This window comes from Stutzerimonas kunmingensis, from assembly GCF_014764705.1.
In the GTDB taxonomy this organism is placed as follows: domain Bacteria; phylum Pseudomonadota; class Gammaproteobacteria; order Pseudomonadales; family Pseudomonadaceae; genus Stutzerimonas.
Genome location: NZ_JACXXG010000011.1, coordinates 97,791 through 120,872, shown reverse-complemented (window position 1 = coordinate 120,872; position 23,082 = coordinate 97,791). Strand labels below are relative to the sequence as shown.

20 protein-coding genes are annotated in these 23,082 nt (G+C 64.0%); 15 read left to right on the top strand and 5 right to left on the bottom strand.

Annotation, left to right across the window (positions count from 1 at the left end):
• Positions 1-9: 9 nt before the first annotated feature.
• From wrbA to IEG05_RS11220, 3 genes are all read left to right on the top strand, one after another.
• Positions 10-636 carry an NAD(P)H:quinone oxidoreductase gene (wrbA, locus tag IEG05_RS11230; protein WP_046620038.1) on the top strand — a complete coding sequence of 209 codons (627 nt, stop codon included), beginning with the start codon at positions 10-12 and terminating at the stop codon, positions 634-636.
• Positions 633-1,862 (top strand): MFS transporter, encoded by a 1,230-nt coding sequence (locus tag IEG05_RS11225; protein ID WP_046620041.1) that lies wholly within the window; start codon positions 633-635, stop codon positions 1,860-1,862. The genes wrbA and IEG05_RS11225 overlap by 4 nt, the downstream gene beginning before the upstream one ends.
• Before the next feature lie 283 nt (positions 1,863-2,145).
• Positions 2,146-4,281 carry a putative bifunctional diguanylate cyclase/phosphodiesterase gene (locus IEG05_RS11220; RefSeq protein ID WP_152664409.1) on the top strand — a complete coding sequence of 712 codons (2,136 nt, stop codon included), beginning with the start codon at positions 2,146-2,148 and terminating at the stop codon, positions 4,279-4,281.
• Here IEG05_RS11220 and IEG05_RS11215 read toward each other — a convergent pair.
• Together IEG05_RS11215 and IEG05_RS11210 are read right to left on the bottom strand one after the other, a co-directional pair.
• Complete coding sequence (locus tag IEG05_RS11215) at positions 4,278-4,607, bottom strand: protealysin inhibitor emfourin (RefSeq protein ID WP_014820538.1); 330 nt, start codon at positions 4,605-4,607, stop codon at positions 4,278-4,280. The two genes, IEG05_RS11220 and IEG05_RS11215, sit on opposite strands and share 4 nt — an antisense overlap.
• Before the next feature lie 9 nt (positions 4,608-4,616).
• Positions 4,617-5,660 carry a M4 family metallopeptidase gene (locus tag IEG05_RS11210; RefSeq protein ID WP_046620045.1) on the bottom strand — a complete coding sequence of 348 codons (1,044 nt, stop codon included), beginning with the start codon at positions 5,658-5,660 and terminating at the stop codon, positions 4,617-4,619.
• A gap of 200 nt (positions 5,661-5,860) precedes the next feature.
• Here IEG05_RS11210 and IEG05_RS11205 point away from each other — a divergent pair, with 200 nt between their 5' ends.
• From IEG05_RS11205 to IEG05_RS11195, 3 genes are read left to right on the top strand one after another with little or no spacing between them, the layout of a single operon-like run.
• The gene (locus IEG05_RS11205) at positions 5,861-7,300 is read left to right on the top strand and encodes a cytochrome ubiquinol oxidase subunit I (protein ID WP_046620048.1); all 1,440 of its coding nucleotides are present in this window, start codon (positions 5,861-5,863) and stop codon (positions 7,298-7,300) included.
• A gap of 3 nt (positions 7,301-7,303) precedes the next feature.
• A complete protein-coding gene (cydB, locus tag IEG05_RS11200) occupies positions 7,304-8,311 on the top strand; it encodes a cytochrome d ubiquinol oxidase subunit II (protein ID WP_046620050.1) in 1,008 nt (335 codons plus the stop codon).
• Positions 8,311-8,475 carry a DUF2474 domain-containing protein gene (locus IEG05_RS11195; protein WP_046620053.1) on the top strand — a complete coding sequence of 55 codons (165 nt, stop codon included), beginning with the start codon at positions 8,311-8,313 and terminating at the stop codon, positions 8,473-8,475. Before cydB ends, IEG05_RS11195 begins: the two co-directional genes overlap by 1 nt.
• 284 nt (positions 8,476-8,759) lie before the next feature.
• Here the strand turns inward: IEG05_RS11195 and IEG05_RS11190 are convergent, their stop codons facing one another.
• Together IEG05_RS11190 and IEG05_RS11185 are read right to left on the bottom strand one after the other, a co-directional pair.
• On the bottom strand, positions 8,760-9,797 hold the full coding sequence (locus tag IEG05_RS11190) for an AraC family transcriptional regulator (RefSeq protein ID WP_041014199.1): 1,038 nt from the start codon (positions 9,795-9,797) through the stop codon (positions 8,760-8,762).
• Positions 9,794-10,807 (bottom strand): carbon-nitrogen hydrolase family protein, encoded by a 1,014-nt coding sequence (locus IEG05_RS11185; RefSeq protein WP_046620056.1) that lies wholly within the window; start codon positions 10,805-10,807, stop codon positions 9,794-9,796. The genes IEG05_RS11190 and IEG05_RS11185 overlap by 4 nt, the downstream gene beginning before the upstream one ends.
• A gap of 187 nt (positions 10,808-10,994) precedes the next feature.
• Between IEG05_RS11185 and IEG05_RS11180 the strand changes: the two genes are divergently transcribed.
• From IEG05_RS11180 to IEG05_RS11160, 5 genes are all read left to right on the top strand, one after another.
• Entirely contained in the window at positions 10,995-13,025 is a 2,031-nt protein-coding gene (locus tag IEG05_RS11180) for an NADPH-dependent 2,4-dienoyl-CoA reductase (protein ID WP_046620059.1), read from the top strand.
• Between the two features lie 31 nt (positions 13,026-13,056).
• On the top strand, positions 13,057-13,479 hold the full coding sequence (locus tag IEG05_RS11175) for a nuclear transport factor 2 family protein (protein ID WP_014820531.1): 423 nt from the start codon (positions 13,057-13,059) through the stop codon (positions 13,477-13,479).
• 196 nt (positions 13,480-13,675) lie between these two features.
• A complete protein-coding gene (locus tag IEG05_RS11170; RefSeq protein WP_191122059.1) occupies positions 13,676-15,034 on the top strand; it encodes a chromosome partitioning protein ParA in 1,359 nt (452 codons plus the stop codon).
• 5 nt (positions 15,035-15,039) lie between these two features.
• Entirely contained in the window at positions 15,040-15,990 is a 951-nt protein-coding gene (locus IEG05_RS11165) for a 1-aminocyclopropane-1-carboxylate deaminase/D-cysteine desulfhydrase (protein ID WP_046620064.1), read from the top strand.
• Positions 15,991-16,008: 18 nt separating this feature from the next.
• Positions 16,009-17,112 carry a cyclic nucleotide-binding domain-containing protein gene (locus IEG05_RS11160; protein ID WP_046620067.1) on the top strand — a complete coding sequence of 368 codons (1,104 nt, stop codon included), beginning with the start codon at positions 16,009-16,011 and terminating at the stop codon, positions 17,110-17,112.
• A gap of 26 nt (positions 17,113-17,138) precedes the next feature.
• Here IEG05_RS11160 and IEG05_RS11155 read toward each other — a convergent pair whose 3' ends face one another.
• Positions 17,139-18,533, bottom strand: coding sequence for an MATE family efflux transporter (locus IEG05_RS11155; RefSeq protein ID WP_046620071.1), 1,395 nt, complete (start codon positions 18,531-18,533; stop codon positions 17,139-17,141).
• Positions 18,534-18,654: 121 nt separating this feature from the next.
• Between IEG05_RS11155 and pdxB the strand changes: the two genes are divergently transcribed.
• The 4 genes from pdxB (at position 18,655) to recR (ending at position 23,006) form a co-directional block, all read left to right on the top strand.
• On the top strand, positions 18,655-19,800 hold the full coding sequence (gene pdxB, locus IEG05_RS11150; RefSeq protein ID WP_046620073.1) for a 4-phosphoerythronate dehydrogenase PdxB: 1,146 nt from the start codon (positions 18,655-18,657) through the stop codon (positions 19,798-19,800).
• Positions 19,801-19,888: 88 nt separating this feature from the next.
• Entirely contained in the window at positions 19,889-21,901 is a 2,013-nt protein-coding gene (gene dnaX, locus IEG05_RS11145; protein ID WP_046620076.1) for a DNA polymerase III subunit gamma/tau, read from the top strand.
• An 18-nt stretch (positions 21,902-21,919) separates the two neighbouring features.
• Complete coding sequence (locus tag IEG05_RS11140) at positions 21,920-22,246, top strand: YbaB/EbfC family nucleoid-associated protein (RefSeq protein WP_003294866.1); 327 nt, start codon at positions 21,920-21,922, stop codon at positions 22,244-22,246.
• Positions 22,247-22,406: 160 nt separating this feature from the next.
• Positions 22,407-23,006, top strand: a complete 600-nt coding sequence (recR, locus tag IEG05_RS11135) for a recombination mediator RecR (RefSeq protein WP_014820524.1) — start codon at positions 22,407-22,409, stop codon at positions 23,004-23,006.
• Positions 23,007-23,082: the final 76 nt, after the last annotated feature.

Genomic DNA, 23,082 nt, shown 5'->3' with positions numbered 1-23,082 from the left:
ACTGCAGCAATGACGAACGTACTGGTGCTCTATTACTCATCCTATGGGCATGTCGAAGCACTTGCCGATGCCGTCGCCGAAGGCGCACGCGAAGCGGGCGCGTTGGCAGACGTCAAACGGGTGCCCGAACTCGTTCCGCAAGAGGTCGCGCAGAATGCGGGGTACAAGATGGTCCAGCCCGCGGATACGGCGAGCGTGGCGGAATTGCCGAACTACGACGCCATCGTGATCGGCACGCCGACGCGTTTCGGCAACATGGCCGCGCAGATGAAGAACTTCCTCGATCGATGTGGCGGGCTATGGGCCGAGGACCGGCTGGTCGGCAAGGTGGGCAGCGTTTTCACCTCGACCGGCAGCCAGCATGGGGGCCAGGAGAGCACGATTCTGGCGACGCACACCGTACTGCTTCATCTGGGGATGGTTGTGGTCGGGCTGCCGTACAGCTTCAAGGGGCAGCTGCGGATGGATGCCATAACCGGTGGCACGCCCTATGGCGCCTCGACACTGGCCGATGACGGCAGCGGCGGTGACCGCCAACCGAGCGAAAATGAACTGCAAGGCGCCCGTTACCAGGGCTGGCACGTCGCTCGCGTGGCCGCCGCACTCGCCGCCAATCCGGTCGGGGTGCCGGAATGAATGTCGCCCGGCAGCTCCGCGCGAGGCTGGTCGTCTGGGTCGTGCTCGGCTGCGGAGTCGTGGCGGCTCTGCATTTGGGCAAGGCTGCCATTGCCACACCGTTGTTACAGGCGGACCTTGGGGTCGATCTCGCCGGAGCCGGCTGGTTGACCGGCATATTCGCGGTGCTCGGCTTGCTCGGGGGAGCGGCGGCCGGTGCGGTGGTGGCGGCAGTCGGAGATCGGCGGGCCCTGCTGTTGGGGCTCGGGGTAACCGCGGTTGCCGGCGTCGCGGGCGCCGCCGCACCGTCATTCGCGCTGCTGCTGATTTCCCGGCTGCTGGAAGGACTCGGATTCCTGCTCATCATCGTCGCCGGGCCGGCGATTCTGGAACGCCTGACGACCGGCGCTGCGCGGGACAGCGCCTTCTCGCTGTGGAGTTGCTTCATGCCGAGCGGGATGGCGCTGGCCATGGTCGCTGGGCCGCTGTTCCAGACATGGCAAGGGTTGTGGTGGACGGGTTCGGCGGTGGCGGTAATCGCCGCGATGGCGGTGGGCTGCTGCGTACCCGCTGGCGTTTCGTCTGGCATGCCCGGACGGCTACTGGGAAATATTCGGCGCGTGCTGTTTTCCCGAGCCAGCGTTTTGCTGGCGGTTGGTTTCGCGCTGTACAGCCTGATGTTCTTCGCTCTGTTCAGCTTTCTGCCGGTTCTGCTGATGGAGCGTATGGATATTTCATATCGGAGTGCGGGGCTGTTGAGCGCACTGGCCAGTGTGGTCAATGTCAGCGGCAACCTTGCTGCTGGCTATCTGCTCACGCGCGGCGCCGGGCGTGGTTCGCTGATCCTGTTTGCCAGCGGCGTCATGGGGGCGTCCGGGATAGGCATATTCCTGGGCTGGTTCGAACCGCAGGCGACCTTCCTGCTGTGCCTGCTGCTTTCAGCCGTGGGTGGGTTGATCCCGGCCACGCTGCTGGCATCCGCACCGTTGGCTGCGCGGGAGACCTTCCTCGTTCCAGTTGCGGTCGGCCTGATGATGCAGGGCAGCAACCTGGGACAACTGCTGGGCCCGGTAGTGGTCGGCGGCGTGACCGCGGCTTTCGGTTGGAACGCCGCCGGCCCGGTCGTGTTGCTTGCGGCGCTGGCCGCTGGCGTGACTGCGCTTCTTTTGCCAGCAGCACTGCAGCGCAGCGAGCCGGCGAAGGCGGGTAGCCCTGAGCGTTCCAGAAGCGGCGACGTCCAGTGCTGATCCGATGCGTGCCGAGCCGCGCTTGGATAGCAGGCACCATGGCAGAACAGGATCAGGCGATCCGGTGCCCTGAAATGGGGCTCAGCAGTGACCGGTACGTCACATTATGGTGCGCGGTTCCTGGCCGGAGGCGGGACGAGGGCTCGACGGGTGGCCATGTGCCATCCATGGAGCGTTTCTTGCTGCGCATCGGCTTTCTGCCTTTCCTGCAGACCTCCGGGCGACAGCCTCAGCATTGTCGCAGCTCCGGGTCATGCAGGATAACCACTTCAAGCCCAGATCAATGACCCAAGAACTCTCTGCCAGAACCAACCGCCGGAGCAGCCTGCTCACCTGTGAGGTGCTGGACCGCTCGCGTGTGCTCGACACGCTGGTCAACAACCTCGAAGGCATGGCCTACCGCTGCCGCAACGACGCGCCCTGGACGATGATCTTCGTCAGCCAGGGCTCGCAAGGCTTGTGCGGCTACAGTGCTGCGGATCTGGTCGACGACAACGGCATCTCATGGGACCGGATCACCCATCCGGATGACCGGCTTCGCGTCCGCCGCTGCATCGATAATGCTGTCGCCGGAATGGGGCGATTCACCGTGCATTACCGGATCCGCACTGCCGCGGGGAACCTCAAATGGGTCATCGAGCGCGGCGTCGCGGTGCCCGATGAGCAGGGCGAGATCGTGGTGGAGGGCTTCATCGAGGACATCACCGCCCAGAAGGCAGTGCTCGAAGCGCTGGAGCAGGCCGAACTGCGTTATCGCAGCATCTTCGAGAACGCTTCGGAGGGCATTTTCCAGTCCACCCGCGATGGCCGCTATCTGGCCGCGAATCCCGCGTTGGCGCGCATTTACGGATACGACAGTGCGTCCGAGCTGGTGGCCGATCTCGCTGACATAGAGCGTCGCCTGTACGTCGAGGGTGGGCGTCGCGAAGTGTTCTGCCAGCTGATGGAGCAGCAGGGCGAGGTGCTCAACTTCGAGTCCGAGGTCTATCGGCGCAACGGCACACGCATCTGGATATCCGAGAACGCGCACGTGGTGCGAGGCGCCAGCGGCGAGTTCATCTGCTACGAAGGCACCGTGCAGGACATCTCCGAGCGCAAGCATTATCAACAGCAGCTCGAACGTCAGGCCAACCATGATCTGCTGACCGGCCTGCCCAATCGCATCCTGCTCAACGACCGCATCGAGCAGGGCCTGGCCCGTGCGGCTCGCCTGGGCTACTACCTGACGCTGGTATTCATCGACCTGGACAACTTCAAGTTCATCAACGACGGGCTCGGGCATGTCGCTGGTGACGAGCTGCTAAAGAGTATTGCGGCTCGGCTGGCCGGTAGCCTGCGCAGCTCCGACACCGTGGCGCGGGTCGGTGGGGATGAATTCGTGCTGGTGCTCAGCGATCACTACCGCATCAGCACAGTGATCTCGCTATTGGAGCGTGTGCTGAACGAAATCCGCCGGCCGGTCATGCTCGCCGGTCGCGAGTTTCAGGTCGGGGCCAGCCTGGGTGTGGCGATGTTCCCCAACGACGGCGAGGATGCGCAAAGCTTGCTCAAACACGCCGATATCGCCATGTACGCGGCGAAGAAGCGTGGGCGCAACAATTTCCAGTTCTTCACCCACGATCTCAACCGGATCGCCGATGAGCGTCTGAATCTCGAAGCCGCCATGCGCGTGGCGCTGGAGCGCAACGAGTTGTCGGTGCACTACCAGCCGAAGGTCGATGCGACGCGGCGGATTGTCGGTGTCGAGGCGCTGGCGCGCTGGACCCACGCGGAGCTGGGGGTCATAGGGCCGGATCGTTTCATCCCGGTGGCCGAAGAGAGCGGGCTGATCATGCCGCTGACCCTGGCCATCCTGCGCCGCGCCTTCACCGATGCTCGGCAGTGGAACGAGGGGCGCGGCACGCCACTGCTGATTGCGGTGAACCTGTCACCGCTGCTGTTTCTTGGCGACGATGTGGTCGAACGCATCCTCGTGGTGCTCGACGAAATAGGGCTGCCGCCGACCCAAGTGGAACTAGAAATCACCGAAACGGTATTTCTCGGAGACGGCACCCGCGCGGTTTCCATCCTGGCCGAGTTCAAGGCGCGGGGCTTTCGCTTGGCGATGGACGATTTCGGTACCGGCTACTCGGCGCTCAGCTATCTGCGGCGTTTTCCGCTGGACATCATCAAGATCGATCGATCGCTGGTCACCGGGCTCGAACAGGAGGAGGAAGTGGCGATGATCGCTCGTGCCGCCATTTCGCTGGGCAAGAGCCTGCACAAGACGGTGGTGGCCGAAGGGGTCGAGAACGCCGCGCAGTTCGATTTCCTGCGTCGCAACGGTTGCGACGAGTTCCAGGGCTACCTGCTCTCACGCCCGCTGCCGGCGGCGCAGATCACCGCATTGCTTGCGGACGGCGGCGTGATCCGCTTCTAGCTGTCGCCGGGGATGGCGCCGTTCTGCCAGAGCTGCATCAGTTCCTGTGGCGCTCGGTCCTCGGCGATCTGCAGGATCAGTTCGGCGTCGGTGTCCTCGCGTCGGTAGTGCAGTTCGACCCGGAAGAAGCGCTGATCGCCGGCACCGACGTTCTTGCTGGCGACCGGCAGGCAGCGTTCGACCACCGAGCAGAGGCCGCGGCGCTGCTCTGCGTCGCAGTCGGCGAATTCGATCTGCCGGGGTCGCGCCAGGCTTGGCGCCGCGACGAAACCGCCCTGGCGCGATACGCGCAACGAGGTTTCCGGTCCCAGTGCTGGCATCTTCATCCTGCCTCCTCAGCGCAGTGCTACGCCCACTGACGTCCAGGCTTCATACAGCGCCCGAACCTGAGGCGACTGACGACCGAACAGCTGCGCCGCGTGGTTCAGCGTCACACCGGCGAAGGTTGCGAAGTCCGCATCATTGGGCAGTTGTGGATCACAGATGGTGGCGTACCAGATTCGTCCGGCCTGCTCCCAGGCGTAACCACCCAGCGCCATGGCCGCGAGGTAGAAGGCGCGGTTGGGAATGCCGGAGTTGAGATGCACGCCACCGTTGTCGTCGCGGGTCTCGATGAAGTCGCGCATGTGCGCAGGCTGCGGGTCGCGACCGAGCAGCGGGTCGTCGTAGGCGCTGCCCGGGTTGGCCATGGAACGCAGGGCGACGCCGTTGACCTTGCCGGTGAGCAGTTCGGCGCCGACCAGCCAGTCGGCCTCCGCCGCAGTCTGGCCGAGCGCGTACTGTTTGGTCAGCACGCCGAACACGTCCGACACTGATTCGTTGAGCGCTCCTGGCTGGTTGAAATAGACCAGCCCGGCTTCGCTCTCGATCAGGCCGTGGGTCAGTTCGTGGGCGACCACCTCCAGCGAGCGGGTGAAGCGCTGGAACAGCTCACCGTCGCCATCGCCGAACACCATCTGCTCGCCGTTCCAGAAGGCGTTCTCGTAGCCCTGGCCGTAGTGCACGGTGCCGATCAACGGCATCCCCAGGTCATCAATCGAGTCGCGCTGGAAAACCTGCCAGAAGAATGTGTAGGTCGCGCCGAGCGCGTCGTAGGCTTCGTCCACCGCGGCGTCGCCGGAGGCCGGCTGACCTTCGCGACGTCGCAGGGTGCCCGGCAGCTGCATCTGCTGCTCGGCGTCATGGATTCGTCGTTGTGGGTGGCCGGGCGTGCGCAGCTCGCCAAGCTCGGCGATGGCTGTGGGTCGTGGCGGGCCGGGGTTGGGCAGCAGGCTCTGCACGTGGTGCAGCGTCTGTTGAGCGCAGCCGCGCTGGTAGGGCGAGCCGCGGTCGATGATGCGGTCGAGAATGTATGGCGGGATGAAGGTGTGAATCGGCACCGGCGGTACTCCAAGGCTGACGCGGCTACGACCAGCATAGACCGCTGGAGCGCGATGGATCGACCGCCGATCCAGAGGGCGCGACGAGATGGCGCGGCACGCGCGGCGCACCCTTGGCGCGTTCTGCTGTCACTTGTGCTGGACCCCGTTTTTACCGTCATCGACGACGCGGGCGCTCATTTGACGAGGAGTTGTTGCCCATGTTCGGATTGGAAGCACTAGAGCTGGCGCGCGTCCAGTTCGCTTTCACCATCACCTTTCACATCATCTTCCCGGCGATCACCATCGGGCTCGCCAGCTTTCTCGCCGTGCTCGAGGGGCTCTGGCTGAAGACCCGGCAGGAGGTCTATCGCGACCTCTACCACTTCTGGCTGAAGATATTCGCGGTCAATTTCGGCATGGGTGTGGTGTCGGGAATCGTCATGGCGTACCAGTTCGGCACCAACTGGAGTGCCTACTCCGAGTTCGCCGGCAGCGTCACCGGGCCGCTGCTGGCCTATGAGGTGCTGACCGCGTTCTTCCTGGAGGCGGGTTTCCTCGGGGTCATGCTGTTCGGCTGGAATCGGGTTGGCGAACGCCTGCATTTCTTTTCCACGCTCATGGTGGCCGTGGGTACGCTGATCTCGACCTTCTGGATTCTGGCGTCCAACAGCTGGATGCACACGCCGCAGGGGCACGAGATCATCGACGGCATCGTGGTGCCGGTGGACTGGCTGGCGATCATCTTCAACCCGTCGTTCCCTTACCGACTGGCGCACATGGCGGTCGCCGCGTTCCTCGCCACGGCGTTCTTCGTCGGCGCGTCGGCGGCCTGGCAGTTGTTGCGCGGCAAGGACAACCCGGCGATCCGCAAGATGCTCTCGATGGCCATGTGGATGGCCCTCCTGGTGGCACCGGTGCAGGCGGTGATCGGTGATTTTCATGGGCTGAACACCCTCGAGCATCAGCCGGCGAAGATCGCCGCGATGGAAGGGCACTGGGACAACTCCGAAGGCGGGCCGACGCCGCTGTTGCTGTTCGGCTGGCCGGACATGGAGGCCGAGGAAACGCGCTACAAGATCGAGATTCCCTATCTCGCCAGCCTGATCCTCAATCACAGCCTGAACGAACCGATTCCGGCGCTGAAGGACTTCCCGCCCGAGGACCGGCCGAACTCGACGATCGTGTTCTGGACGTTCCGCATCATGGTCGCGCTCGGCCTTCTGATGATCGTCACCGGTATCTGGAGTCTGCTGTTGCGGCGGGGCGACCGGATGTACAGCTCACGCGCGTTCCTGCGGCTGGTGTTGCTGATGGGGCCTTCCGGGCTGATCGCCATCTTGGCTGGCTGGTACACCACCGAGATCGGGCGTCAGCCCTGGGTGATCTATGGCCTGATGCGCACCGCCGATGCCGTATCCAATCACGGCGCCGGCCAGCTGGGGCTCACTCTGGCGATGTTCGTGGTCGTCTACTTCGCCGTGTTCGGGGTGGGCATGGTGTACGTCCTGCGCCTGGTGCGCAAAGGCCCGGTGATCAGCGAAGGGCGCGAGAAAGGTACCGGTGGGCCCGGCGAGGCGCGCACGCCGATGCGACCGATCTCCGCGGCGGACGAAGCCCTTCCCGAGGGACAAAGCGATCAACTGGGCGAGAGGAACTGAGCCATGGGTATCGATCTTTCACTGATCTGGGCGGTGATCATCATCTTCGGCATCATGATGTACGTGGTGATGGACGGTTTCGATCTCGGTGTCGGCATCCTCTTTCCCTTCGTGCAGGACGCCTCGGAGCGCGACGTTATGATGAACACCGTCGCGCCGATCTGGGACGGCAACGAGACCTGGCTGGTACTCGGCGGTGCCGGGCTGTTCGCCGCGTTTCCGCTGGCCTATTCGGTGGTGCTGTCTGCGCTCTATCTGCCGATCATCTTCATGCTGATGGGGCTGATCTTTCGTGGGGTGGCGTTCGAGTTCCGCTTCAAGGTAGCTCGGGAACGGCAGCATGTCTGGGACAGGGCCTTTATCGGCGGCTCGCTGGTCGCTACCTTCTTCCAGGGCGTGGTACTTGGCGCGTTCATCAGCGGGTTGCCGGTCGAGGACCGGGCCTATGCCGGAGGGGCGCTGGACTGGTTGACGCCGTTCTCGCTGTTCTGCGGACTGGCGCTGATCGTTGCCTACGCGTTGCTCGGCTGTACCTGGCTGATGATGCGCACCGCTGGCGACCTGCAACGGCGCATGCACGACATCGGCATTCCGCTGGTGTGGGCGGTGCTGGTGGTCACCGGTATCGTCAGCCTGTGGACGCCGCTGACCCATCCGGATATCGCCGAGCGCTGGTTCAGCATGCCCAACCTGCTGTATTTCATGCCGGTTCCGGTGCTGGTGCTGCTCTGCGCGTTCGGACTGCTGCGCTCGATTCAGCGCTATGCCAACTACACGCCATTCCTGCTGACGCTGGCGCTGATCTTCCTCGGCTATAGCGGTCTGGGCATCAGCCTCTGGCCAAACATCATTCCGCCGTCGGTGAGCATCTGGGAGGCAGCCGCACCGCCTCAGAGTCAGGGCTTCACCCTGGTCGGTGCGCTGCTCATTCTGCCGCTGATCCTGATGTACACGGCCTGGAGCTACTACGTATTCCGCGGCAAGGTCAGTGCCGAGGACGGGTATCACTGATGGCAGATCTGGATAACCAACCGCCCGTACAGCGTGAGCAGCGCCCGCTCTGGCAGCGCATGAGCTGGTTGGTGCTGATCTGGAGTGGAAGCGTGCTGGCGCTCGGCATCGTCGCCTGGCTGCTGCGCCTGGCGATGAATGCGGCGGGGTTGTCTTCACCCTGAAGGCGCGCCCCGGTTTGGGGCATGCCACTCGCGCGTGCCCCGTGATCTGGCCGCCCGCGAGGCTCAAGGCACGTCACGATTCCTTCATTTGGCGGTTGTAGCCTGCTGGCATGAACCTTGATGCACAGACAGGCATCAGGCCTTGGGCAACCGCCGACGACTGAGGAATCTAGCGATGGACGACTACCAGGACGAACTACTGGAATGGCATGCCGCTGAGCAGGATCACCCGGACTGTGCCGAGGATGCGGTCGAACTCTGAGCGCCGCTCGCGTATGCGCCGTTCACGCGCCGCGCCGCTGCGCCCGGCGATAATCTCCCGGCGTCTGCCCGCTCCAGCGCTTGAAGGCACGCTGAAACGCTTCGGCTGAGGAAAAACCAAGCAGCCAGGCGATCTCGCCGAAAGCGGATTCGGTGTCGCGAATGTAGGCCATGGCCAGGTCGCGGCGGGTGTCGTTGAGGATCGCGCGATAGCTGCTGTCTTCTTCGGCCAGCTTGCGGCGCAGTGTCCAGGCCGGCATTTGCAGACGTGCAGCGATCTGTTGCAGGTCCGGCTCCTGACCCTTGAGCATCGGCCCGAGAATCTGTGCGACCCGCTCGCGCAGACTACGGGTGCGGGTGCGCCGTTCCAGTTCGGCTTCACACAGCTCCAGCAGATGCCGCCAGGTGCCGGGGCAATGATCCGGGTTGCGCAACGCCAGGCTGCGCTGATCCAGCTGCAGCTGATTCGCTTCGGCGCCGAAGATTACCGGCCGGCCGAACTGCTCGTCGTAGCGCGAGGCGTAGTCAGGGGCTTCGAACTCGATGTGGATCGCCATCGGCACCAGCGGCTGTCCGCTCAAGCGGCTGAGCTGCGAGATCCAGCTGGCGAGCACCGTATCGACGACGAAGCGGTTGTAGGCGTTGTAAGGGCTGATGGAATAGAAGCGCAGCCAGGCGCCTGACGCATCTTCATGAAAACTCGAACTGCCGCGGTAGTTGGATGCATACAGCGCCTCGTAGCGGATCAGTGCCCGTGCCGCTTCGCGCACGGTGGGCGCCTGAGCGGCGGTCAGCCCGGCGAGACCGAGGTGCCCGGGCTTGCGCAGGCGGCCCATCTCCAGGCCCAGAGCGGGATCGCCAGCCAGCTGGATGGCCGCATGCCCGAGCCGCATGTAACGGGGGATCGAGAGGCGGGCATGCGGCTCAGCGAGCCGCTCGCCATCCAGTCCGTAGGCCAGCAAAAGCGGCTGAGGGTCATGGCCGTACAGCTGCAACGCATCGTTGAGGCTGTGCAGAAAACCGACCGACAGATCGCCCAGGCGCACCCGTTGCGCATTCATGGGGTGCTGCCGAGCCATTGATTGCGTACCTGGACCGGGACGCCGTGGCCCGGGGGCGCCGGGCGGCGCGGCGAGCCGAGTAGATTCCAGGGCAAGGCGAGGGTATGCACGGCCATGTGCGGTCTTGCGCTGAGCGCGTCGGAATGTGTACTGCCACAGCTCGCCTGCGGATCTGCCAGCGCGCCGGGTACAGCCAGCAGTTTCGCTTCGGCAGGCGGTTGCTCGAGGTAGGCATCGCAGCCCAGCAGCACTGCCAGCGAGCCCGCCGGTGTTTCAATCAGCCGTCGACGCTCGGGGATGGGGGCAACGCTGTAACGGCGTTCGTAACGGCTCAACGCCTGCTTGTACTGCAGCGTTCCGAGAGGCTTGCCGCGACCGTCAAAGGTCAGGCTTACCTGGCGCAGCGGGCCATCGCCGATCATCAGCTGATCGTTCTCCAGATAGGGCTCCGGCAGCACGATCGAGCCAGCCACCAAGGTAACGCCGAACTCTCTGGCGAGGCCGCCGAAGACGTTCTGGTATTCCTCTGCCATCTGTCGGGCCTTGAGTCGCAACACCGCACCGGTACGCCGATCGTCGCCCTGATTATCCGGCAGTGCGCGCAGATAGCTGCCGGGATTGCTGAGCGCCATCCACTGCATCGCATCGCGCAGGGTGCGGGCCTGCTGCACTTCCGGCTTTTCGCCCAGGGCGAACAGGCCTGTGCCAACGTGTTCGGGGAGCACCACGACGGTTCGCTCGCTGAGCATGCCGGCTTCGGCCGCCTGCTTGAGGTAGGTGCGAAACTTGAGTTGCAGCCGCTCGCGGCTCTGATAGTCGGCAGGCTGCAGCCGCGTCTCGATGCCCAGCAGGTTGCCTGCGCTTCCGGCCTGCCCGTGGTCCTCGATGGGTAGCGTACGCAGATCGGACAGCAGTGGGCCGCTACGACGGTCTTGCGTCCAGTCGAGGTAGACGGCAAATGAGGCTGCCGCGAGGACGAGCAACAGCACGATATTGATTGAGGTGCGCATGTGAGGCAGGGCAGTGAGGGATTGCGTCAGCGTAGGTAACGCGGCGCCTGTTGCCAAGCTTTTTGCGCAGAAGGATCAAAAAGTTGTCACTTTGGATCATTGAGTGCGGCACCTTCGCTGTTTATCGTCGCTGCATACCGACCGTAGCCCCATGAGGCTCGGCACTCGTCATGATGAGGATGCTTCGATGACCGCTTTCCCGAAACTGCTGGCTCCGCTCGATCTGGGCTTTACCACCTTGCGCAACCGCACCCTGATGGGATCCATGCACACGGGCCTGGAGGAAATGCCCAACGGCTTCGAGCGGATGGCGGCATTCTTCGCCGAGCGCGCTCGCGGTGGCGTCGGCCTGATCGTCACCGGCGGCGTCGGCCCCAATGAGGAAGGCTCGGTGCGCGCCGGGGCGGCCAAGCTGTCCACGCCGGAGGAGGCCGAAGAGCACAAGATCGTTACCCAGGCGGTTCACGAAGCTGGCGGCAAGATCTGCATGCAGATCCTGCATGCCGGGCGTTACGCCTACAGCCCGCAGCTGGTGGCGCCGAGCGCTATCCAGGCGCCGATCAATCCGTTCACCCCGCGCGAACTGGACGAGGAGGGCATCGAGAAGCAGATCCGCGACTTCGTCAACTGCGCAAGCCTGGCCCAGCAAGCCGGTTATGACGGCGTCGAGATCATGGGTTCGGAAGGCTACTTCATCAATCAGTTCCTGGTGGCGCACACTAACCACCGCACCGATCGCTGGGGTGGCAGCTACGAGAATCGCATGCGCCTGCCGGTGGAGATCGTGCGCCGCGTGCGCGAAGCGGTGGGCAGCGACTTCATCATCATCTATCGCCTGTCGATGCTCGACCTCATCGAAGGCGGCAGTGTCTGGGAAGAGGTGGTGCAACTGGCCAAGGCCATCGAGCAGGCGGGCGCCACGCTGATCAATACCGGCATCGGTTGGCACGAGGCGCGGATTCCGACCATCGCCACCAAGGTGCCACGCGCCGCGTTCACCAAGGTGACCGCGAAGCTGCGTGGCGAGGTAAGCATTCCGCTGATCACCACCAACCGGATCAATACCCCGGAGGTCGCCGAACAGGTGCTGGCCGAGGGCGATGCGGACATGGTCTCCATGGCGCGGCCGTTCCTCGCCGATCCGGAGTTCGTCAACAAGGCCGCCGCCGGTCACAGCGAGCGCATCAACACCTGCATCGGCTGCAACCAGGCCTGTCTGGACCACACCTTCAGCGGCAAGCTGACCACCTGCCTGGTCAATCCACGTGCCTGCTACGAAACCGAGCTGAACTACATCCCCACTACCGTGGTGAAGGAGATCGCCGTCGTCGGTGCCGGGCCTGCGGGGCTCGCCGCTGCGACCATCGCAGCCGAGCGCGGTCACGAGGTGACGCTGTTCGATTCGTCCGCCGAAATCGGCGGGCAATTCAATGTTGCCAAGCGGGTGCCGGGCAAGGAGGAGTTCTACGAAACCCTGCGCTACTTCAAGAACCGCCTCGAAGAAACCGGAGTCGAGGTTCGTCTGAACACCCGCGCGACGGTGGAAGCGCTGCTGGCCGGTGGCTTCGACGAGATCATCCTGGCGACCGGGATCGCGCCGCGAGTGCCGGCAATTCCGGGGGTCGACCATCCGAAGGTGATTGGCTACCTGGATGCGATTCTGGAGCGCAAGCCGGTCGGCCAGCGCGTCGCGGTGATCGGCGCAGGCGGTATCGGCTTCGACGTGTCGGAATACATCACCCACGAAGGCGAATCCACCAGCCTGGATCGTGAAGCCTTCTGGAAGGAGTGGGGTATCGATCTCGGGCTGTCGGTGCGCGGCGGTATCGCCGGCATCCAGCCGGCTCCGCATGCGCCCAAGCGTCAGGTCTATCTGCTGCAGCGCAAGAAGTCCAAGGTGGGTAACGGGCTGGGCAAGACCACTGGCTGGATCCACCGTACCGGACTGAAGAACAAGCACGTGCAGATGCTCAATTCGGTGGAGTACCTGCAGATCGATGACGCCGGTCTGCACATCCGCGTGGGCGAAGGCGAGTCGCAGGTACTGCCGGTGGATACGGTGATTCTCTGCGCCGGGCAGGAGCCGTTGCGTGAGCTGCAGGAAGGCCTTGAAGCCGCCGGCGCGCGGGTGCATCTGATTGGTGGCGCCGACGTCGCCGCCGAACTGGACGCCAAGCGCGCGATCAATCAGGGCTGTCGCCTGGCTGCGGCGCTCTAGGCCATCGGCACATCCGCAAAGAGGATCACGCATGGAAACTGCAATCGCGCTGCAACCGGGGGCTGCCAATAGCCTGCAGGCCTGGCACCGAATGATCGCTGAGCGAGATCTGAGCCGGCTGCCGGAGCTGCTGCATCCGCAGGCAGTGTTTCGCTCGCCGATGGCTCACACGCCGTATGAGGGGGCAGCGACGGTGAACCTGATACTCAACACCGTGCTGCAGGTTTTCGAGGACTTCCGCTACCACCGTGAGCTGGCCAGCGCCCAGGGTGCGGATGTAGTCCTCGAGTTCAGCGCCCGGGTGGGTGACCGTGAGCTCAAGGGCATCGACATGATCCGCTTCGATGACGAAGGGAAGATTGTCGAATTCGAGGTCATGATCCGGCCCATGAGTGGCTTGCAGGCCTTGGGCGACGAGATGAAGCGACGTCTCGCTGCCTACCGCGGCAAGTGATTTAGCTAAGCTCATCGCAAATCCGCTGGGCGCCTGGTCGAACGGCGTCCGATGCGGCGACTCCCTGCCAACCGAGTCACATTGCCTGCGCGAACATTTCCCCTAAACTTGCGGCACCAAGGGGACGACGGCATCGGATGGCCGCTCGTTTCGCTAATCGCTGGCTCGCAGTTGCGGGCGATAAAGGAAATCGAGCATGCAGAACAAACCGCAGATGGTCGAAGCCGTCCTGTTCTTCAATGAGGGCTCCATCTGCAAGGAAATGCTGTATCCCGAATTCGAAGCGGTGCTGGATGGGGTGGTCGCGCTACCCGAGTTCGCAGACCGCCAGATGCATGCTGTCTACGTAATGATCAATCCGCGGCTGCAGGTGCGCGCCGCGGTGTTTTTCTGTCTCGACTTCAATGACGACGGCTCTGCCGACGCCGGTTGGAACATTCCCCTGCGTCAGTTGGCCGAGCGTACCGGGCGTGGTCCGGACATGGGGGCCGGACCGATTCGCCTGGCCTGCCGCAGCCAGTGCCCGGTCTCCTGGCACCAAATGCACATGTGGGATCCCAAGGTCGGTCCCGAACGCAATGATCTGGTTGTGTTGCGCGAGACCATCAAGCGCAACCAGCTCGGCCTGCTGGTCGAAGAGGAGACGCCTCAGGCCGTACCTGCGGAACGTCTGCAGATGGTCGCCGAAGACACCTGGTATGCAGCCGAGGCCGGCAAGGAGGCAGCCGCGAAACGTTCCGAAAGCCATGAGCGTGAACAGCGGCAGAAGGCTGCGCTGCTGATCAAGCAGCAGCGCCAACGCATTACCAACCTCGAGCGTCTGCGCGAAGAAGACGCGCTCAAGCTCACGGCTGCCGCGGAGAAGGAACGCAAGGCACTGCAGGAGGAGATCCGCACGCTGCAGCAGCAACTGCAACAGCAGACCGAGCTGAACGCCAGCCTGCATGCGCAGATGACCGCCCAGGGCGAGAGTTTCCAGAAAGCGCGTGAGGAAATGAGCAAGCAGCTGCGTACGCTGGAGGTCAGCGGCCGGGTTGAGATCGGCGCCGCCCGGGAGCAGTTCGAGCATGAAGCCCAGGCCCGTATCGCGGCGGCGATTGCGGAGTACAAGGAGCAGGTGGCGATCCGCGATGTCGAGCTGGCCTACCGCAACGAACTGGATGCACAGCTGGAAGAGGAAATCCAGCGGCTCAAGACCGAGTGCGAAACGCTGCGCCACAGCGGTGACCGGGTGCTGGAGGAACTGTCTCGACAAGGGGTCGTGTTCATGGCCTACCACCCGGGTGCCGGGCATCTGACGATCTCATTGCAGGACCTGGCCCGCTACCGCGCCAATCCTCTGGCTTATGCTGCTGCCAAGTGCTTTGTCTCCGAGGAGCAGTACCGACAGTGGCTGGAGCATTATCAGAAGCCGGCCTGCGTCGCGGCGCTTTCCAGCGGTGAGCGTTGCGCGATGCCCCTGGACAAGATCGATGCGCCGAGTCGCTTCGTGATCGGCGAATCCAACTGCTGCGCCCGGCACCGCAAGGAAGACCGGCAGCGCACCGGCAGCTGAGCGGTTTGTCCTCCGTTCAATCCGATCTCGGCTTCGATGCTCCGCTGATCCTGCAGCCGCTGTCATTGGACTGGCTCGCGCGCAGCGGGGTCGAGGTTGCGGTGCTGCGGCTCGATCTGCTGGATCCCGAGCTGTCCGGCAACAAGTGGTTCAAATTGGTAAAGCATCTCGATGCAGCGCGTTCTGTCGCTGCGCCGGGGCTGATCAGTCTCGGCGGCCCGCACTCCAATCATCTGCATGCGCTGGCTGCAGCCGGCCGCCGACTCGGCCTGCCTACTGTCGGCCTGCTGCGCGGCCATGAGCAGGTAACGCCAACGGTCGCCGATCTACGTGCCTGGGGCATGCAGCTGCATTGGCTCGGCTACGCTGGGTACCGGGAGCGCAATCTGCCTACCTACTGGACGCCATGGCGAGCGCGATATCCAGGTTTCTACTGCATCCCTGAAGGTGGCGGCGGTTTGCCCGGCGCCCTGGGATGCGCCGGACTCGTTCCGAGAGTGGAGTCCGCGCTCGCGTCGCTCGGCTGGAAGGACTACGACGCGCTCTGGCTGGCCGCCGGCACCGGGACGACGCTGGCAGGTCTGGTCATCGGCGAGGCAGGTAGGCATCGGGTGTTCGGCGCGCTGGCAGGGCCGCCTTCCCACGCCGTCGATGCCGGCGTGGCCAACTTGCTCGCGCAAGCCGGCGTGGCGTCCAGCGGCTATGAACTGCTGGACGCCAGTCGTGGCGGATTTGGTCGCTTCGACAGGGAGTTGGCGCAGTTCATTCTCGATACCGAGCGCCAGGGTGGCGTGCCGCTCGATCCGATATACACTGCAAAGACCATGATGGCATTGCGCCTTTATGTCGAGCGCGGTTATTTTCCCGCCGGCACGCGGCTGATATTCGTCCATACCGGTGGACTGCAAGGGCGCCGTGCTGCTCAGGGCCAGCTGCAGAAGCTGATTGACGGATAGACGTTTGGATTTTGTCGGATGAACAAACCGCTGCACCCCGATCAGCTGCGTAATCTGGTCCCGCTCAATGGCTTGTCGCCACGCCAGTTGTGGGAGCTTCGCGTGCGCATAGTGCCGCTCGTGCTTGCGCCTGGGCAGTTGCTCGACCTTGGTGATGAGCTGAGTTCGAAACGTCATTACCTGATGGCGGGCAGCCTGCTGTTGACCGATCACGACGGGCAGCAAACGCGGCTGGTGGCGGGCACATCGGCTGCTCTATACAGCCTTGCTGCGGGCCGCCTGGTGGAGGCGAGGGCGCTGGATGACTGCCAGCTGCTGACGGTGGACAGCGCGGAGTTGGAGCGGCTGCTGTCCTGGCGCCAAGCCCTGCAAGATGTGCTGCTGCAGCTGTCGATGGAGGGCGAGGACGGGGAGTGGCTGGAGCGCCTGCTGGAGAATCCGCTGTTCGCCCAGGTTCCACCGGCAAATATTCGCAGCATGCTCAGCCGCCTCGTGGAGATCGAGGTATCCGCCGGGCAAACCCTGCTACGCGAAGGGGAAGCCGGCGATTGCTGCTATTTCCTCAAGAGCGGCTGCGCGCAGGTCCTGAAGGCCGCCGGCAGCGGTGAGCAACTGTTGGCCGAGCTGGAACCCGGAGCCTGTTTCGGCGAAGAGGCGCTACTCGAGGAGCGACCGCGTAATGCCAGTGTCGCGATGGTTGAGGACGGTCGGGTGCTCCGCCTGGCGCGGGCGGACTTTCTCGAGCTGCTCAAGGCACCGGTGGTTGGCGAAGTCGATCTGGATGGCGTGGCGGATCTGCTGGCCTGCGGTGCGCAGTGGCTGGATGTGCGTCTGCTTGATGATTACGAGCAGGGCCATGCCATGCAGGCGCTGCACATGCCGCTGCACCTGCTGCGTTTGAAAACCCGTTTGCTGGACCCGCAGCGGCCCTACCTTTGCTATTGCGAAAGCGGCAAGCGCAGCGCCAACGCGGTGTTCCTACTGACGCAGCTCGGCTTCACCGCCTATGCGCTGCGTGGTGGACTCGACGCACTTGGTACCGAGGACCGCGCTGCGCTGCTTTGGGAGTGTGGCACGGGTTACCTGGCGCGCTCCGACGGCCGAATCGAACGCAGCCTATGATCCGCGCTGCCCCATCCCGACCTTTGTCAGACGGCCGCCCTGCGAAGCGCAGTGTGCCGACTAATCTCGCGTCGGGCGCTGCGGGCCAGGCGCACGCTGAGCAATAGAGCTGCGCAGCTCAGGCCGGCGATCAGGCCTTGCCATAGACCGGCAGGCCCACTGGCGGCGCCGAGGTGGTCGGTCAGGCCGAGCAGATAGCCCAACGGCAAACCGATCCCCCAGTAGGCGAAGAGGGTGTAGACCATCGTCATGCGGGTGTCCTGATAGCCGCGCAACGCGCCAGCAGCCGTGACCTGAACCACATCGGAGAACTGGAACAGCGCGGCGTAGAGGAACAGGCTGGCAGCGACGGCGACCACGGCCGGATCAGGGGTATAGATCCGCGCGATCTGCTCGCTGAACAGCAGCATGGCGCTGGCGGAAAAGCAGGCATATACCAGAGCGGCGCCGATCCCGACGCCGGCGACAAAGCGAGCGTCGCGTGGAGCGTTGCGGCCCAGCTCCTGACCAATGCGCACGGTCACCGCCATACCCAGCGACAGTGGAATCATGAAGATCAGCGAAGTGAAGTTCAGTGCGATCTGGTGACCGGCGACAACCGTTGCCCCGAGGGCGCCGATCAGCAGGGCGATCACCGAGAAGATGCTGGCCTCGGCGAACACCGCGACCCCGATTGGTACGCCGACCGAAAGCAGATGACGCAGCATCGGCCAGCGTGGCCATTCGAAGTGGGAAAACAGCTGACTGGCCTGATAGGCCGGTGCGCGCTTAACCCAGACGCTCATCGCCACCAACATGAACAGCATCACCAATGCCGTGGAAACGCCGCAACCGACGCCGCCCATCGCCGGCACGCCGAACTTGCCGTAGATGAACACATAGTTCAGCGGAATGTTCAGCAGCAGTCCGAGGATACCGATCACCATGCTTGGCCGCGGATGGCCCAGCCCGTCGCTGAAACAGCGCAGCACTTGATACAGAGCGACAGCGGGAAATCCGCAGGCGACAGCGCGCAGGTAGTCCATGGTCGGCTCGACCAGGGCCGGTTCGACACGCATCAGATGCAGGACGGGCTCCGCGTTCCACATCAATGATGCACTGAGCACACCGATGCCGCCGCCCATCCACAACGCCTGGCGAACCAGCGGGCCGATTTCGCCATGCCGTCCTGCGCCGAAGCGCTGCGCGACGTTCGGCGTGGTCGCCAGGGTGATTCCGCAGACGAGCAGATATACCGGCACCCAGATCGAATTGCCTAGCGCGACGGCGGCCAGGTCCTGCGGGCTTACGCGTCCGGCCATAACGGTATCGACGAAACCCATCGCCGTGCTGGCCAGCTGGGCGATCATCATGGGTAGGGCAAGGGCAAAGAGGGTGCGCAATTCGAGGCGGACCCGTCTGAGTCTGAGCTCAGTGGGCATTACTGGGCGTTCCGGTTGTATACAAGAAGCGCGCTAGTCTACGCCGCGTGGCTACGCTCAGGAAGGCGGCAAAGCAGTGGCAAGCCGTCTAGAATGTGCTCCCCCTCACCGGAGCCGTGCAATGCATATCCTTGCCGATGAAAACATTCCGCTGGTCGATGAGTTCTTTGCCGGTTTCGGCGAGATTCGCCGCATGCCCGGCCGCAGCATCAATCGAGCTGCACTGGAGAATGTCGACGTGCTGCTGGTGCGCTCGGTGACTCGGGTCGACCGCGAGATGCTGGAAGGCAGCGCAGTGCGATTCGTCGGGACCTGCACGATAGGCACCGATCATCTGGATCTGGATTATTTCGAGCAGGCCGGCATCGAGTGGGCCAGCGCACCGGGGTGCAACGCGCGGGGCGTGGTCGACTATGTGCTGGGCGGCTTGCTCGCGCTGTCGGAGGTGCGCGGTGAAGCGCTGGCCAGGCGGCGTTTCGGCGTGGTCGGTGCCGGTGAGGTGGGCGGGCGGCTGCTCGAAGTGCTGCGCGGGCTTGGCTGGGACGTGCGCGTCTGCGATCCACCGCGGCAGGTCCGCGAGGCAGGCGATTTCGTCTCGCTGGATGAGATCCTCGCGGAGTGCGATGTGATCAGCCTGCACACGCCGCTGACCCTGGGGGGCGACTGGCCGACCTTTCACCTGTTCGATCAGGCGCGACTGTCGAGATTGCGACCCGGTACCTGGCTGATCAATGCCAGTCGGGGGGCTGTGGTGGACAATGCCGCGCTGCGCGACCTGCTATTGCAGCGACCGGACCTGGAAGCCGTGCTGGATGTCTGGGAAGGCGAGCCTCAGGTCGACGTCGCACTGGCCGGCTTGTGCCGTATCGCTACGCCGCACATAGCCGGGTACAGCCTGGACGGCAAGCTGCGCGGTACGGCGCAGATATACGCGGCGCTTTGCGCGGCGCGTGGTGTCGAGCCGGCTATCGAGCTGGCGCAGCTGATGCCCGGCCCGGCACTCACCGAGCTGGCGTTTGCATCCTCTGCAGAGCCCGCCGAGATGCTGGCCACACTGTGCCGGGCGGTCTACGATCCGCGTCGCGACGATGCTGACTTCCGCCGCAGCCTGCTTGGCGATGAGGCGCAGCGTCGGGCCGGGTTCGATCTGCTGCGCAAACAGTATCCGCCGAGGCGCGAGATCGATGGCCTCAAGGTGCGGATCGGCGGGCACAACCCGGTGCTGGCTACGATAGTCGAGGCGCTTGGTGCGCGATTGTTGAGCTAGCCGGCGGTTCGAGTGCAGCCCGGATGCAATTTCCATCCTGCTCCGCTAGCATTACCCGTCCTCTGCCTTGTCCCCCCGCGATGGTGTTATGAGTTATCAGGTTCTTGCACGAAAATGGCGTCCGCGCTCGTTCCGCGAAATGGTCGGCCAGACGCATGTGCTCAAGGCCCTGATCAACGCGCTGGACAACCAGCGCCTGCACCACGCGTACCTGTTCACCGGCACGCGGGGCGTGGGCAAGACGACCATTGCGCGGATCATCGCCAAGTGCCTGAACTGTGAAACCGGGGTCAGCTCGACGCCCTGCGGTGTGTGTTCGGTATGCCGGGAAATCGACGAGGGGCGCTTCGTCGACCTGATCGAGGTGGACGCCGCGAGCCGTACCAAGGTCGAAGACACCCGCGAACTGCTGGACAACGTGCAGTACGCGCCGAGCCGCGGGCGCTACAAGGTTTACCTGATCGACGAAGTGCACATGCTCTCGTCGCACTCATTCAATGCGCTGCTCAAGACCCTCGAGGAGCCGCCGCCCCACGTCAAGTTCCTGCTGGCGACCACCGATCCGCAAAAACTGCCGGTCACCATCCTCTCGCGCTGCCTGCAGTTCTCCCTGAAGAACATGCCGCCCGAGCGGGTGGTCGAGCACCTCACTCATGTGCTGGGCGTCGAGAACGTTCCTTTCGAAGACGATGCGTTGTGGCTGCTGGGGCGTGCCGCCGATGGCTCGATGCGCGATGCGATGAGCCTGACCGATCAGGCGATCGCCTTCGGTGAAGGCAAGGTGCTGGCCGCCGATGTGCGCGCCATGCTCGGCACCCTCGATCATGGTCAGGTCTATGGTGTGCTGCAGGCGCTGCTCGAAGGTGATGCCAGAGCGTTGCTCGAGGCCGTTCGCCACTTGGCGGAGCAGGGGCCGGACTGGGCTGGCGTGCTGGCCGAAATCCTCAACGTGCTGCACCGCGTCGCCATCGCCCAGGCGCTGCCTGAGGCGGTAGACAACGGCCAGGGCGATCGTGATCGCGTGCTGGCCCTGGCTCAGGCGCTACCGGCCGAAGATGTGCAGTTCTACTATCAGATGGGATTGATCGGCCGGCGCGATCTGCCGCTGGCGCCTGATCCTCGCAGCGGTTTCGAAATGGTGCTGCTGCGCATGCTGGCATTTCGTCCTGCAGGCAGTGATGGCGCACCGCGAACACCGCTAAAGACACTGGGAATCAGCCCGGCCACAGCTGATTCCAAGCCCGCAGCGGTGGCCGATTCCGCTCCCGCTGGCGTGTCGTCCACTCCATCCGCTGCGATTGCCGTAGCAGCTGTGCCAGAGCCCGCTCCCGTTGCGCCGGCCGTTACCATGCCAGTGAACGTGCCGGCTCCCACGCCCTCGGCAGTGACCCCGGTCGCCACTCATGTGGTGGAAGCGCCGCAGGCCGCGCCTGTCATCGATGTGCCGTGGAATGAGCCGCCTGACGTACCGCCCGTCGCGGTCGAGGCTGATGCCGTTTTACCCGAACCTGTGCCGGTGGACGGCGCTGCCGATCACGTGGCGTCCGTGGTACAGGTCGAAGAGCTGGATGATGACGAACCGCCGCTGACGGACGAGGACTACTTCGAGGTCGAGAACCAGGCCGAGGCCTATCTGGACGAACTGGAACACTCAAGGGATGAGCCGGAGCCCGTCGAGCCACTGCCTGCGGTAGAGCCTGCGACCGGGCTGGCTGCCGAGTGGCTGGAGCTGTATCTCAAGCTCGGCTTGTCCGGTCTTACCGGCAGCATTGCCGCCAACTGTACGTTGATTGCCGTGGAAGGCGACCGTTGGCTGATGCATCTCGATCCTGCGCAGAGCGCACTATTCAACCCCACGCAACAGCGACGACTCAACGACGCCCTGAATCAATACCACGGGCGTACGCTACAGCTCGAGATCGTGCTGCAGAAGCCGGAGCAGGAAACGCCTGCGCAGGCCGCTCAGCGTCGCCGTGCCGAGCGTCAGCGTGCAGCGGAACAGTCGATTCACGCAGATCCCCTGGTCCGGCAGCTCATGCAGCAGTTCGCCGCTGTGATCCGCGAAGGCACCATCGAACCCGTAGAACACTCCGAAACCTGATTAATTGAGGTGATTCCCATGATGAAAGGTGGCATGGCCGGCCTGATGAAGCAGGCGCAGCAGATGCAGGAAAAAATGCAGAAGATGCAGGAGGAACTGGCGAACGCCGAGGTGACGGGCCAGTCTGGCGCCGGGCTGGTCAGCGTGGTGATGAACGGTCGCCATGACGTCAAGCGGGTCAGCCTCGACGACAGCCTGATGCAGGAAGACAAGGAAATCCTGGAAGACCTGATCGCTGCCGCCGTCAATGACGCGGTACGCAAGATCGAGCAGAACAGCCAGGACAAGATGGCCGGGATGACCGCCGGCATGCAGCTTCCGCCAGGCTTCAAGATGCCTTTCTAACTCGAACGGCCAATCGGCGCGCATGGGCGCGCTTCTCGAAGGGCGGGGCATCGTCATTTACGCGCAGTAGACTCCGATGTCCCGCTTTCTTGCCTTTGGTCCTGCAAGTCGCCTGAATCCCTGGCACTGTGCTGCCCCTTTGCATAGCGACGCTTAATTTATGAGCTTCAGTCCCCTGATCCGCCAACTCATCGACGCCCTGCGCATTCTTCCCGGCGTGGGCCAGAAAACTGCACAGCGCATGGCGTTGCAGCTACTGGAGCGAGATCGCAGCGGCGGCTTACGCCTGGCGCAAGCGCTGAGCAAAGCGATGGAAGGGGTCGGTTACTGCCGGCAGTGTCGTACCCTTACCGAAGACGACCTGTGCCCGCAATGCGCCGACCCGCGACGCGACGATTCGCTGCTCTGCGTGGTGCAGAGCCCGGTGGACGTTTTCGCCGTCGAGCAGACGGGCTTTCGCGGGCGCTACTTCGTGCTCAAGGGGCATCTGTCGCCGCTCGATGGTTTGGGCCCTGAAGCGATCGGCATTCCCGAGCTTCTGGCGCGTGTTGCAGATGGTGCGTTCACTGAAGTCATTCTCGCGACAAACCCGACGGTGGAAGGCGAGGCAACGGCGCATTACATCGCGCAGATGCTTATTCCAAAGGGGCTGACCATCAGCCGAATCGCTCACGGCGTTCCACTGGGCGGCGAGCTGGACCTGGTCGACGGCGGAACCCTGGCCCACGCACTGGCCGGGCGCAAGACAATCCGCCTATAACCCGAAGTACTGACGATATGCCACCTCGGTAGTGCAGTTTTCTGGGTGATTCAGGTAAAGTTCTAAGCCATCAACG

Bases quoted from the DNA above. Each gene is read 5' to 3' on its own strand.
- wrbA (WP_046620038.1), top strand. From the start codon at position 10: ATGACGAACGTACTGGTGCTCTATTACTCATCCTATGGGCATGTCGAA.
- IEG05_RS11225 (WP_046620041.1), top strand. From the start codon at position 633: ATGAATGTCGCCCGGCAGCTCCGCGCGAGGCTGGTCGTCTGGGTCGTG.
- IEG05_RS11220 (WP_152664409.1), top strand. From the start codon at position 2,146: ATGACCCAAGAACTCTCTGCCAGAACCAACCGCCGGAGCAGCCTGCTC.
- IEG05_RS11215 (WP_014820538.1), bottom strand. From the start codon at position 4,607: ATGAAGATGCCAGCACTGGGACCGGAAACCTCGTTGCGCGTATCGCGC.
- IEG05_RS11205 (WP_046620048.1), top strand. From the start codon at position 5,861: ATGTTCGGATTGGAAGCACTAGAGCTGGCGCGCGTCCAGTTCGCTTTC.
- cydB (WP_046620050.1), top strand. From the start codon at position 7,304: ATGGGTATCGATCTTTCACTGATCTGGGCGGTGATCATCATCTTCGGC.
- IEG05_RS11195 (WP_046620053.1), top strand. From the start codon at position 8,311: ATGGCAGATCTGGATAACCAACCGCCCGTACAGCGTGAGCAGCGCCCG.
- IEG05_RS11190 (WP_041014199.1), bottom strand. From the start codon at position 9,797: ATGAATGCGCAACGGGTGCGCCTGGGCGATCTGTCGGTCGGTTTTCTG.
- IEG05_RS11185 (WP_046620056.1), bottom strand. From the start codon at position 10,807: ATGCGCACCTCAATCAATATCGTGCTGTTGCTCGTCCTCGCGGCAGCC.
- IEG05_RS11180 (WP_046620059.1), top strand. From the start codon at position 10,995: ATGACCGCTTTCCCGAAACTGCTGGCTCCGCTCGATCTGGGCTTTACC.
- IEG05_RS11175 (WP_014820531.1), top strand. From the start codon at position 13,057: ATGGAAACTGCAATCGCGCTGCAACCGGGGGCTGCCAATAGCCTGCAG.
- IEG05_RS11170 (WP_191122059.1), top strand. From the start codon at position 13,676: ATGCAGAACAAACCGCAGATGGTCGAAGCCGTCCTGTTCTTCAATGAG.
- IEG05_RS11160 (WP_046620067.1), top strand. From the start codon at position 16,009: ATGAACAAACCGCTGCACCCCGATCAGCTGCGTAATCTGGTCCCGCTC.
- IEG05_RS11155 (WP_046620071.1), bottom strand. From the start codon at position 18,533: ATGCCCACTGAGCTCAGACTCAGACGGGTCCGCCTCGAATTGCGCACC.
- pdxB (WP_046620073.1), top strand. From the start codon at position 18,655: ATGCATATCCTTGCCGATGAAAACATTCCGCTGGTCGATGAGTTCTTT.
- dnaX (WP_046620076.1), top strand. From the start codon at position 19,889: ATGAGTTATCAGGTTCTTGCACGAAAATGGCGTCCGCGCTCGTTCCGC.
- IEG05_RS11140 (WP_003294866.1), top strand. From the start codon at position 21,920: ATGATGAAAGGTGGCATGGCCGGCCTGATGAAGCAGGCGCAGCAGATG.
- recR (WP_014820524.1), top strand. From the start codon at position 22,407: ATGAGCTTCAGTCCCCTGATCCGCCAACTCATCGACGCCCTGCGCATT.